The organism is Tenacibaculum sp. TC6 (assembly GCF_050606265.1).
Classification (GTDB): Bacteria; Bacteroidota; Bacteroidia; order Flavobacteriales; family Flavobacteriaceae; genus Polaribacter.
The window spans coordinates 93,160-104,629 of sequence record NZ_JBOCUK010000010.1 but is presented as its reverse complement, the minus strand read 5'-3'; the positions used below and the strand labels follow the sequence as shown (position 1 = coordinate 104,629).

Genomic DNA, 11,470 nt, shown 5'->3' with positions numbered 1-11,470 from the left:
CAAAAAACCAGAGAAGCTAGCCTCTCTGGTTTAAATAATATTTTTTAAATCTGTCAACCTATTTTAGGACGACTCATTATATTTTGTTTTAGTATATTACTGTTCCAGTTGTAATGAATGAACTGAGTAACTTTTATTACAAAAGGTCGATTTTATTTAGAGTATATTTGTAGGAGTATGAACGAGCATTTAAACCCCGAAAAAGATAAGTATTCAAATGATGAATTAGACGTAGAAAAAAAACTACGTCCGCTCTCTTTTGATGATTTTACCGGTCAAGACCAAGCCATAGAAAATTTAAAGATTTTTGTTGAAGCAGCCAATAAAAGAGGAGAAGCTCTTGATCATACGTTATTTCACGGTCCTCCCGGGCTTGGAAAAACAACGTTGGCTCATATTTTAGCAAATGAACTTAATGCAGGAATAAAAGTAACCTCAGGCCCTGTTTTAGATAAACCAGGTGATTTAGCCGGATTACTTACAAATTTAGATGAACGAGATGTACTGTTTATTGATGAAATTCATCGATTAAGTCCAATAGTTGAAGAATATTTATATTCTGCAATGGAAGACTTCAAGATTGATATCATGATTGAGTCAGGACCTAATGCTCGTACCGTTCAAATCAATCTTGAACCTTTTACCTTAGTTGGAGCAACAACGCGTTCCGGCTTACTTACGGCACCTATGAGAGCCCGTTTTGGTATTAGCAGCAGATTACATTACTATTCAACAGAACTATTAAGTACCATCATTGAAAGAAGTGCCCATATTTTAAAAGTACCCATAAGTATGGAAGCAGCTATTGAAATAGCCGGAAGAAGTAGAGGAACACCACGTATAGCCAATGCACTACTTAGAAGAGTTAGAGATTTTGCTCAAATTAAAGGAGACGGTAAAATAACCATTGAAATCGCTAAATACGCATTAAAAGCACTTAATGTAGATGCACACGGATTGGATGAAATGGATAACAAGATTTTAAGTACTATCATAGATAAATTTAAAGGAGGTCCTGTAGGAATCACAACTTTAGCAACAGCAGTTGCTGAAAATGCAGAAACTATTGAAGAAGTATACGAGCCGTTTTTAATACAACAAGGTTTTATAATGCGAACACCAAGAGGAAGAGAAGTAACAGATTTAGCCTATAAGCATTTAGGAAGAATTAAAGGAACTACACAAGGAGAATTGTTTTAAAAACTTTTCAATAGTTGTAAAAATTAAAATGAAATTCGTTAAAAAGCTTATACCAATTTTAGAGTGGTTACCCAACTACAAAAAAGAACAACTACACGGAGACGTAGTTGCTGGTATAACTGTTGCTATTGTTTTAATACCTCAAGGAATAGCCTATGCTTTAATTGCCGGATTACCGCCTATTTACGGATTATATTCAGCGTTAGTTCCACAGCTGGTACATGCTGTTTTTGGATCATCACGCCAAGTAGCTATAGGCCCGGTTGCTATGGATTCATTAATAGTAGCAACAGGAGTCTCAACTCTAGCTTTAGCGGGTTCAGAAAGTTATATATCAATAGCTATTTTATTGGCACTGGTTGTAGGAAGTATACAGTTTTTAATGGGAGTTTTTCAACTAGGATTTGTCGTAAACTTTTTGTCTCGTCCGGTGATTACCGGATTTACATCGGCAGTAGCCTTAATAATAGGATTGAATCAATTTAAAAACCTCTTAGGAGTAGAATTTTTACAAAGTGATCAAATCCATGTATTGTTAGAAGATATATTTGGAAGAATTCAATTTTATAATAAAAATACCACATTAATAGGTTTAATAGCTTGCGCTATTATTATCATTTTTAGAAGAATTAATAAAAAAATTCCAAACGCATTAATAGTTGTAATATTCGGAATTGTAGCCATTAAGTACTTTGGAGAAAGTTGGAGCGGAGTAGCAATTGTGAAAGACATTCCATCAGGATTACCCGGGTTTTCTATTCCGGTAATTGATGTTCCTTTAATAAAAGAGCTAATGCCAATAGCATTAACCTTAGTAATGGTTGGTTACTTAGAAACTATTTCTATAGGTAAAACTTTAGAAGTAAAGCAAGATGATTACAGAGTAAGAGCTAATCAAGAATTAATAGCTTTAGGAATGAGCAATATTTTAGGATCGTTTTTTAAAGCCTATCCATCAGCATCTAGTTTTTCACGTTCAGCAATTAATGCAGAATCTGGAGGAAAAACAGGAGTTTCGGCCATAGTATCTTCACTTTTGGTCGTATTAACCTTACTTTTTTTAACTCCTGTATTTTATTATTTACCTAAAACAGTATTAGCGGCTATTATTATTGTAGCTGTATTTAATCTGATAAATGTTAAAGAAGCCAAACGTTTATGGAAAGCGAATAATCTTGACTTTTGGTTACTGATAGCTACCTTCTTATCAACGCTGTTTTTTGGAATTGAATACGGAATTTTAACAGGAGTAGGCTTGTCATTAATTCTATTAATTTTTAGAACCTCTCGTCCATATGTAGCTGAGCTGGGGAAAGTGCCGGATTCTGACTTTTATAGGAATAAGAACAGATTTAAAGAAGTTATTATAGAAGAGGAAGTACTGGTTTTTAGGTTTGATGCCCAGCTTTTCTATGCCAATGCCAATTATTTTAGAGATAAACTGGAAGAAATGGCAGAAGAAAAAGGAAAGGCCTTGAAATTGATAGTATTAGATGCAGAAAGTATTAATAGAGTAGATAGTACCGGAGTAGATATGCTTAAAGAGCGTATACGATATTATAAGAAAAAGAACGTTACATTTTATTTCGCAGGAGTAAAAGGACCGGTGAGAGATGCATTGTTCAGAGGCGGCTTATTAGATGAAGTAACATTAGACCACTTTTTTATGAGAGCCAACGGAGCAGTACATTGCTTTAAAACAGGAGATAATTTAAACCAAAAAAAATACGCCCAATACATACATCAGGCGTATCGATAAAACAATATATTATGAAGATAGAACAAATTTATACAGGTTGTTTAGCACAAGGAGCCTACTATGTAGAAAGCAAAGGAGAAGTGGCTATAATAGATCCATTGAGAGAAGTTCAATCTTATATAGATAAAGCTGAAAAAAATAACGCGCACATAAAATATATTTTTGAAACTCATTTCCATGCCGATTTTGTTAGCGGTCACGTAACATTAGCAGAAAAAACTGGGGCAACTATTGTATTTGGACCTACGGCAGCTCCAAAGTTTGATGCTTATATAGCAAAAGACGGAGAAGTATTTACCCTAGGAGATATTACCATTACTGTATTGCATACACCTGGGCATACTATGGAGAGTACAACGTATCTTTTAAAAGATCAAGAAGGAAATAACCATGCAATATTTAGTGGAGACACACTGTTTTTAGGGGATGTTGGTAGACCGGATTTAGCCCAAAAAGCAGCTAATATGACTCAGGAAGAATTGGCGGGTTTACTTTATGAAAGTCTTCGAACTAAAATTATGACGTTAGAAGATAACGTTATTGTATATCCTGCACATGGAGCTGGTTCTGCCTGCGGAAAAAATCTAAGTAAAGAAACCGTAGGAACCATTGGAGAGCAAAAGAAAACCAATTACGCTTTAAGAGAAAATATGACAAAGGAAGAGTTTGTTAAAGAAGTTACTGACGGTTTATTACCTCCGCCTGAATATTTTCCTTTAAATGTAAAAATGAATAAAGAAGGCTATCAATCTATAGATGATGTTATCAAAAGTGGTTCAAAAGCTCTTTCGGTAAATGATTTTGAAAAAAAGGCAAATGAAAACGACGCCGTTATTTTAGATGTAAGACATCAATCAGAGTTTATTAAAGGATTTATACCTCAATCTATTTTTATTGGATTAGGAGGTACTTTTGCCCCTTGGGTAGGAGCTTTAATTAAAGATGTAAAACAACCTATCTTATTAGTAACTCCGGAAGGAGAAGAAGAAACAACAATAACAAGATTATCAAGAGTAGGATTTGATAATGTATTAGGGTATTTAGACGGTAGTTTTGAAGCTTGGAAAAAATCAGGAAAAGAAGTTGATGCTATTCAATCAGTATCTGCTACAGAGTTAGCTGAAGAACTTAAAAAAGGAGCTTTAGTATTTGACGTTCGTAAGCCCGGAGAATATTTAAGTGAGCATATTGTAGACGTGCCTAACACTCCATTGGATTATATTAATGATTACATCAACGAATTTCCGGCAAATAAAGATTTTTATGTGCATTGTGCAGGAGGATATAGATCCGTTATTACAGCTTCTATATTAAAGGCCAGAGGTTATCATAGAGTGATTGATGTTGATGGCGGGTATAAAGCAATAACAGCAACGTCAATTCCTACGACGGAAAAAGTGTGTCCATCAACAATAAAATAACAAAATATGAAGCTTATAAAGTATTGTTTTTTTATTGCCCTATTTTTTCTGACAAGTTGTCAAGGACAAGAAAAAGAGGTGGTAACAATTAAAGTCTCAGATTTACAAACAGCTTTAAGTACCCATGATACTATTCAATTAGTTGATGTAAGAACACCGGAAGAATGGAAAAACGGCGTTATTGGAAATCCAATTAAAATAGATGTTACCTCGTCTGATTTTGAAGAAAAAGCGTTAAAAATACTAGATAAAAGCAAGCCGGTATATTTGTATTGTAGATCGGGAGGAAGAAGCTTAATAGCGGCTGATATGTTGTTTAAAAAAGGATTTAAAGTTTATAATGTTGAAGGAGGCTATTTAAAATGGCAAGAAAAAACAAAATAAAATGAAACAAGAAATTTATATAGAAAATTTAAAATCTGGTGGTTGTGCAGCAACTATAACAAAAGGACTTACATTAATTGAAGGGGTTAGTGAAGTACAGATAAATGTAGCAGAATCTTTGGTAACTTTTGAAGCGATAAGTCAAGAAGTAACTCAGGCAGTTAAAGAAAAATTATCAAAATTAGGTTACCCGGAAGCTGGTGACAAAAACACGGTTTTACATAAAGCAAAATCTTTGGTAAGTTGTGCTACCGGAAAAATGAGTTCTTAGTCTTAGTTCTTTTAATAAGAACATGTTAGTTTTAATAAAAAAGCGAGATAGTTACTATCTCGCTTTTTGTTTTTATATATGGAATTATTTTTTAGCTAAGAGCTTCTTTAATTCGCTTAATTGCTTCTCTTAATTGTAATTCAGAAGCTGCGTATGATAAACGAATACAGTTAGGAGCTCCAAAAGCATCACCGGTAACTGTTGCCACATTAGCTTCTTCCAATAAAAACATAGAAAAATCATTAGCATCGTTAATTACTTTTCCTTTAATAGTTTTTCCAAAGAAAGCTGAAATATCAGGAAAAATATAAAAAGCTCCTTCAGGAACATTTAATTTAAACCCGTCAATTTTTCCTAATAAATCTAAAACAATATCTCTACGATTTTTAAATTCATCAACCATATACTGGATTTTTTCCGGATCAGCTAAAACAGCTGTAATAGCAGCACGTTGAGCTATACAGTTAGTTCCTGATGTAATTTGTCCCTGCATTTTAGTGCAAGCTTTAGCAATCCATTCAGGAGCACCAATGTATCCAATTCTCCATCCAGTCATTGCAAAAGCTTTTGCTAATCCGTTAACGGTAATGGTACGATCGTACATATTTTCAATAGCAGCAAAACTAAATAATTTGCTTCCGTAATTAATATGCTCATAAATTTCATCTGAAAGAATGAAAATTTGAGGATGCTTTTCTAATACTTTAGCTAAAGCTCTATACTCTTCTTCACTATAAATAGAACCACTAGGGTTGTTAGGAGAGTTAAAGAAAATCATTTTAGTTTTAGGAGTAATCGCTGCCTCTAACTGCTCAGGAGTAATTTTGAAATCGGTTTCAATGGTCGAAGGTATTTCAATAAAAGTAGCTTCACACAAAGTAGCAATTGCAGAATAACTTACCCAATACGGTGCCGGTAATAACACTTCATCACCCGGATTTAATAAAACTTGTGCAACGTTGGCAATAGATTGTTTAGCTCCGGTAGAAACAACAATTTGATTAGGCGTATAATTTAAGTTATTATCACGCTTAAATTTAATACAAATAGCCTCTTTTAACTCTGCATATCCATCAACCGGGGTGTATGCATTATAATTTTGGTTAATAGCTTCAATTGCGGCTTCTTTAATAAAATCAGGAGTATTAAAGTCTGGTTCCCCTAAACTTAAACTTATAATATCCTTCCCTGCATTTTTTAATTCTCTTGCCTTAGCAGCCATTGCTAAAGTTTCTGAAACAGGTAAACTGTTAATTCTGTTTGATAATGCGTTTGACATTGTTTGTTATAAATTGTGTTGTTGATTTTTAAGCTAATTGAGGTTTTTTTCCTAATTCAGCTAAATAATTAAAATGCTCAATAATAGCTTTTCGGGTTGTTTTATATTCGTTATAAGGTAAATTAAACTCTAAAGCAGTTTCTTTAACTATTTTAGCTAGTTTTTTATAATGAATATGAGAAATATTAGGAAAAATATGGTGCTCAACCTGATGGTTTAATCCGCCGGTATAAAAATTAATAAGCCAGTTTTTAGGAGCAAAATTTGCTGTGGTATATAATTGGTGAATAGCCCAGGTATTTTTCATGTTACCACTTTCATCAGGTAAAGGCATTTCTGTTTTTGGAACCACATGTGCTAATTGGAAAATTACACTTAAAATAATTCCGGCAGTGTAATGCATTACAAAAAAGCCAATAAGAACTTTCCACCAAGCAACGTTTAAAACTAAAATAGGTAATACAATCCAAAGTGAATAGTAAATTAATTTAGATACAACTAATTTAGTCCACTCTTTAGCCGGGCTTGGAAATTTTCCGTAGGCTAACTTTCTTTTTAAATAACTGTGCATTTGTTTAAAATCGGTAGTAATGGCCCAGTTTATCGTTAATAAACCATATAAAAAGATAGAATAGTATTTCTGAAAATTATGAATCCAATACCATTTAGCATGTTGTGAGAAACGAATCACACGTCCGGCATCAATATCTTCATCATAATCCTGAATATTGGTATAAGTATGATGTAATACATTATGCTGTACTTTCCAGTTATATACATTACCGGCTAAAATATAAATACTACTTCCAAAAAGTTTATTTACCCATTTACGGCTAGAAAATGATTCATGATTAGCATCATGCATTACATTCATTCCCACACCGGCCATTCCAACTCCCATAACAATAGTTAAAATCAATTTAATCCATTGAGACATATCTATCGTTAAAATTAAAATAAAAGGAACTAAAAATACGGCTAGCATAACGCCTGCTTTGGTATAAAGTTTCCAGTTACCGGTACGTTTTAAATTATTTTCTTTAAAGTAATTATTCACTCGCTTATTTAAAGTTCTAAAGAACTTTTGATTGTCAATTCTTGAGAAGTTTATCGTCTTCATTTGTTGTTTGTTAAGAAACGCAAAAATAAATGTTTTTATGTGATAGCTATGGTATTGAACGACTTTTTAACGATAATAATATCTTTTATCTAAAAATTAACAATCCCATTTTGTTTTTTATTTTTGCATTGAAAAATATATTCATGGAAATTATAAAAAAATACTTTACGAATCTTACCGAAGAACAAACAGCACATTTTGCAAAGTTGCAAGAGTTATATAAAGATTGGAACCTGAAAATTAATGTAGTTTCACGTAAAGATATAGATGAATTGTATTTACGCCATGTATTACATTCTTTAGGAATAGCAAAGGTAATGGAGTTTAAACCCGGAGCCAAAGTAATGGATGTGGGTACCGGAGGAGGATTTCCCGGAATTCCGTTGGCTATTTTGTTTCCGGAAACGCAATTTCATTTAGTAGATTCTATCGGAAAAAAAATAAAAGTAGTTAATGAAGTAGTTGAAGGATTAGGATTAGAGAATGTTAAAACTACACATGGAAGAGTTGAAGAGGTAAAAGATACGTACGATTTTATTGTAAGTAGAGCGGTAGCCCAAATGGAAACTTTTCACAGATGGGTTAAAGATAAAGTGCATAAAAAACAAAATCACGATTTAAAAAATGGGATTTTGTATTTAAAAGGAGGAGATTTAACAGAAGAACTGGAAAAATTTCCAAGTGCTACTATCTATGATTTGCCAAATTATTTTGAAGAAGATTTCTTTGAAACTAAAAAGGTAGTGCATGTTCCAATAAAATATAAAGGATAACGTTTTTTGAATATGAAAGCTCAAACAGCATTTGAAGAAAAGTTAAATACCCTGTCACACGCCTTAGGAGCTTTTTTAGGTGTTGTTGGATTAATCGTATTATTACTAAAAAGTACCCATAAATCTTGGAGTACATTTAGTATTATAGTTTACGGGCTTTCAGTTATTATTTTATTCAGTGCTTCTGCACTATACCATGCGGCAAAGTCTGAAAGAAAAAAACAGTATTATAGAATAGTAGACCACGTTAGTATTTACCTGCTTATTGCCGGAACATATACTCCGGTTGTTTTACTTCTTTTAGCATTTAGCAAAGGATGGTTGCTGTTTTGGTTGGTTTGGGGGATAGCAGCTATAGGTGCTATTTTAAAACTATTTTTTACAGGAAAATTCGGAATTATATCAACACTATTATATTTAGTAATGGGGTGGTTAATAATGATTGATTTTAAAGCATTGGTTGAAGTAATGCCCTCAAACGGATTACAATTGTTAATGGCAGGAGGGGCGTTTTATACAATAGGCATTATTTTTTATGCCATACGTAAAATTCCTTTTAACCATGTTATTTGGCACTTTTTTGTTTTAGGAGGAGCCATCTGCCACTACTTTATGATTTTAAATTATGTAATATAATATAAAAAGCAATCCCGTTTGAGATTGCTTTTTTGATATAGTGATTTTTCTCGAATTTTAATATCGAGAGTACGATTAACCTAAGAAAGGATAACGATAATCAGAAGGAGAAACAAAAGTTTCTTTGATTAATCTAGGAGATACCCAACGTAATAAGTTTTGAGCAGATCCTGCCTTATCGTTAGTTCCGGAAGCTCTGGCACCACCAAATGGTTGTTGCCCTACAACAGCACCGGTTGGTTTATCATTAACATAAAAATTACCCGCACAGTTTTCTAAAGCTTTAGTTGCTTCTGCAATAGCATATCTGTCAGTTGAAAATACAGCACCGGTTAAAGCATATTCAGAAGTACCATCAACTAAGTGTAATGTTTCAGACCAATCAGCATCTTCATAGATATAAACCGTTACTACCGGACCAAATAATTCTGTTTCCATAGTAGTATATTTTGGATTGGTTGTTAAAATAACCGTTGGTTGAATAAAATATCCTCTTGATTTATCATAGTTTCCACCGGCAAAAATTTCAGCATCAGCATCATTTTTAGCTTGGTCAATATATTTAGCTAATTTATCAAAAGAGCCCTCATGAATAACAGCAGTAATAAAATTGCTCATGTCTTCCGGAGACCCCATTTTAAAAGAAGCAATATCTTCTTTAACAAAATCTAAAACTTCATTAGCAATTGATTTTGGTAAATATACTCTTGAAGCAGCAGAACATTTTTGTCCTTGGAACTCAAAAGCACCACGCGTAATTGCTGTAGCAACTTGTTTTGGATTAGATGAAGGGTGTGCAATAATAAAATCTTTACCACCGGTTTCTCCTACAATTCTAGGATAGGTTTTATAACTATGAATATTCTCACCAATTTTTTTCCAAAGTTCTTTAAATACAAAAGTAGAACCGGTGAAATGAATTCCTGCAAAATCAGGAGATGATAAGACAACTTCAGTAATTTCAACAGGGTTACCATAAATTACATTAATAACACCGTCTGGTACACCAGCTTCTTTAAAAACATCTACAATTACTTTTGCAGAAAAAACTTGACTGTCAGATGGTTTCCAAACCACTACATTTCCCATCATAGCAGCAGACGCCGGTAAGTTAGCAGCAATAGCTGTAAAGTTAAAAGGTGTTACTGCATATACAAAACCTTCTAAAGGTCTGTACTCAACACGGTTCCATATTCCGTCATCAGAATTAGGTTGCTCATTGTAAATGTCAGACATATATTCTACGTTAAAACGTAAAAAGTCAATTAATTCACAAGCAGCATCAATTTCAGCTTGATGAATAGTTTTAGATTGAGCAATCATGGTGGCTGCGTTAATCTTTGCACGGTAAGGTCCTGCAATTAATTCAGCAGCACGTAAAAAAATAGCCGCTCTTTGCTCCCAAGGCATTTGAGCCCATGCTTTACGAGCTTCTAAAGCTGAAGCAATAGCTTTTTCAGCATGACTTTTATCTCCTATATGGTAATGACCAACAACGTGTTGATGATCGTGAGGAGGGGTCATATTTCTAGTGTTTCCGGTTCTGATTTCTTCATTACCAATATACATTGGTACATCAACTGAACCGTTAAAGTATTCTTTGTATTGTTTTAAAACCGCTTCTCTTTCAGGTGAACCGGGAGTATATCCCTTTACAGGCTCATTAATGGCAGTTGGTACGTGAAAAAAACCTTTTCCCATTTTTTATGTGTTGTTTGTTATTAAAATTATTCTTTTGTTTGTAAAAAGTATGTATTCAACATAAGATTTACAAAGTTACGGTTATTTTTAGTAATAACCGGGTGGTTTATACGTCTTATTTAATCAAAAACGATACAATATGTGCACAGTTACCTATTTGCCATTAGGGAAAAATGACTTTATATTAACCTCAAACAGAGATGAAGATCCGAAGCGAAAAACGATTAAACCTAATGAGTATATAGAAGACGGAGTAAAGCTAACTTATCCTAAAGATGAATTGGCGGGAGGTACCTGGATAGGAGTAAGTGAAAAAAAACGGTTAATATGTTTGTTAAACGGAGGTTTTACAAAACATCAAAGAAAAGAGGCATATAGAATGAGTAGAGGAGTTATTGTAAAACACCTGTTAAAATCAGATAATGCTGTTAAAGAAATTGAACACTTTTCTTTTGAAGATATTGAGCCTTTTACTATTGTGTTAGTTGATTGGAATGTTGAGTTAATGGTAGTTGAATTGGTTTGGGACGGAGTTAAAAAACACGTTAATAAATTAGAGCAAGAACCTAAAATATGGTCGTCATCAACTTTGTATGATGAAGCTACCAAACAAATGCGTAAAGAATGGTTTGCTGCCTGGTTAAAAGAACATCAGGAATTTAAAAAAGAAGATATTATTGCCTTTCATCAAGATGAAACAAAAGGAACACCTGATATTTCTTTAAAAATGAAAAGAGAATATGTTGAAACTGTAAGTACAACCTGTGTTTTAAAAAACGGAAATGCTATTTCTATGGAGTATGTGACTCCGGTAAATGAAAAAGCTTTTTAGTTATATAAAGTACAGTAACTTTTTTTTACTCGGTTAACATGATTGTAATACCTATTCTAAACTTCCGAAACCGCCCTGCGTGAGTGTAATGCCG

Annotated in this window: 11 protein-coding genes; 8 read left to right on the top strand and 3 right to left on the bottom strand. The window is 33.3% G+C overall.

Features of this window, described 5'->3' with window-relative positions; all coding sequences use genetic code 11:
* Positions 1–177: 177 nt before the first annotated feature.
* The 5 genes from ruvB to ACQY1Q_RS07955 are packed head-to-tail and all read left to right on the top strand — an operon-like array spanning position 178 to position 5,035.
* Complete coding sequence (gene ruvB, locus ACQY1Q_RS07975) at positions 178–1,200, top strand: Holliday junction branch migration DNA helicase RuvB (protein WP_431004775.1); 1,023 nt, start codon at positions 178–180, stop codon at positions 1,198–1,200.
* Between the two features lie 28 nt (positions 1,201–1,228).
* Positions 1,229–2,959 carry a SulP family inorganic anion transporter gene (locus tag ACQY1Q_RS07970; protein WP_431004774.1) on the top strand — a complete coding sequence of 577 codons (1,731 nt, stop codon included), beginning with the start codon at positions 1,229–1,231 and terminating at the stop codon, positions 2,957–2,959.
* Between the two features lie 11 nt (positions 2,960–2,970).
* Positions 2,971–4,380, top strand: a complete 1,410-nt coding sequence (locus tag ACQY1Q_RS07965) for an MBL fold metallo-hydrolase (protein ID WP_431004773.1) — start codon at positions 2,971–2,973, stop codon at positions 4,378–4,380.
* A gap of 6 nt (positions 4,381–4,386) precedes the next feature.
* The gene (locus ACQY1Q_RS07960; RefSeq protein ID WP_431004772.1) at positions 4,387–4,764 is read left to right on the top strand and encodes a rhodanese-like domain-containing protein; all 378 of its coding nucleotides are present in this window, start codon (positions 4,387–4,389) and stop codon (positions 4,762–4,764) included.
* Between the two features lies 1 nt (position 4,765).
* Positions 4,766–5,035: a heavy-metal-associated domain-containing protein gene (locus tag ACQY1Q_RS07955; protein ID WP_431004771.1), complete on the top strand. Its 270-nt coding sequence runs from the start codon at positions 4,766–4,768 to the stop codon at positions 5,033–5,035.
* A 91-nt stretch (positions 5,036–5,126) separates the two neighbouring features.
* Here the strand turns inward: ACQY1Q_RS07955 and ACQY1Q_RS07950 are convergent, their stop codons facing one another.
* Both ACQY1Q_RS07950 and ACQY1Q_RS07945 read right to left on the bottom strand, forming a co-directional pair.
* A complete protein-coding gene (locus tag ACQY1Q_RS07950) occupies positions 5,127–6,314 on the bottom strand; it encodes a pyridoxal phosphate-dependent aminotransferase (RefSeq protein ID WP_431004770.1) in 1,188 nt (395 codons plus the stop codon).
* A 28-nt stretch (positions 6,315–6,342) separates the two neighbouring features.
* Complete coding sequence (locus tag ACQY1Q_RS07945) at positions 6,343–7,434, bottom strand: fatty acid desaturase family protein (protein WP_431004769.1); 1,092 nt, start codon at positions 7,432–7,434, stop codon at positions 6,343–6,345.
* 143 nt (positions 7,435–7,577) lie between these two features.
* Between ACQY1Q_RS07945 and rsmG the strand changes: the two genes are divergently transcribed.
* Positions 7,578–8,207, top strand: a complete 630-nt coding sequence (rsmG, locus tag ACQY1Q_RS07940; protein WP_431004768.1) for a 16S rRNA (guanine(527)-N(7))-methyltransferase RsmG — start codon at positions 7,578–7,580, stop codon at positions 8,205–8,207.
* 12 nt (positions 8,208–8,219) lie between these two features.
* Positions 8,220–8,843 (top strand): PAQR family membrane homeostasis protein TrhA, encoded by a 624-nt coding sequence (trhA, locus tag ACQY1Q_RS07935; protein ID WP_431004767.1) that lies wholly within the window; start codon positions 8,220–8,222, stop codon positions 8,841–8,843.
* A gap of 75 nt (positions 8,844–8,918) precedes the next feature.
* Here the strand turns inward: trhA and pruA are convergent, their stop codons facing one another.
* Positions 8,919–10,544 carry an L-glutamate gamma-semialdehyde dehydrogenase gene (gene pruA, locus ACQY1Q_RS07930; RefSeq protein ID WP_431004766.1) on the bottom strand — a complete coding sequence of 542 codons (1,626 nt, stop codon included), beginning with the start codon at positions 10,542–10,544 and terminating at the stop codon, positions 8,919–8,921.
* A 139-nt stretch (positions 10,545–10,683) separates the two neighbouring features.
* On the opposite strand from pruA, the gene ACQY1Q_RS07925 reads away from it, so the two are divergent.
* Positions 10,684–11,376 (top strand): NRDE family protein, encoded by a 693-nt coding sequence (locus ACQY1Q_RS07925; RefSeq protein ID WP_431004765.1) that lies wholly within the window; start codon positions 10,684–10,686, stop codon positions 11,374–11,376.
* Positions 11,377–11,470 lie beyond the last annotated feature (94 nt).

Coding starts and splice junctions, on each gene's coding strand:
- ruvB (WP_431004775.1), top strand. CDS start 178: ATGAACGAGCATTTAAACCCCGAAAAAGATAAGTATTCAAATGATGAA.
- ACQY1Q_RS07970 (WP_431004774.1), top strand. CDS start 1,229: ATGAAATTCGTTAAAAAGCTTATACCAATTTTAGAGTGGTTACCCAAC.
- ACQY1Q_RS07965 (WP_431004773.1), top strand. CDS start 2,971: ATGAAGATAGAACAAATTTATACAGGTTGTTTAGCACAAGGAGCCTAC.
- ACQY1Q_RS07960 (WP_431004772.1), top strand. CDS start 4,387: ATGAAGCTTATAAAGTATTGTTTTTTTATTGCCCTATTTTTTCTGACA.
- ACQY1Q_RS07955 (WP_431004771.1), top strand. CDS start 4,766: ATGAAACAAGAAATTTATATAGAAAATTTAAAATCTGGTGGTTGTGCA.
- ACQY1Q_RS07950 (WP_431004770.1), bottom strand. CDS start 6,314: ATGTCAAACGCATTATCAAACAGAATTAACAGTTTACCTGTTTCAGAA.
- ACQY1Q_RS07945 (WP_431004769.1), bottom strand. CDS start 7,434: ATGAAGACGATAAACTTCTCAAGAATTGACAATCAAAAGTTCTTTAGA.
- rsmG (WP_431004768.1), top strand. CDS start 7,578: ATGGAAATTATAAAAAAATACTTTACGAATCTTACCGAAGAACAAACA.
- trhA (WP_431004767.1), top strand. CDS start 8,220: ATGAAAGCTCAAACAGCATTTGAAGAAAAGTTAAATACCCTGTCACAC.
- pruA (WP_431004766.1), bottom strand. CDS start 10,544: ATGGGAAAAGGTTTTTTTCACGTACCAACTGCCATTAATGAGCCTGTA.
- ACQY1Q_RS07925 (WP_431004765.1), top strand. CDS start 10,684: ATGTGCACAGTTACCTATTTGCCATTAGGGAAAAATGACTTTATATTA.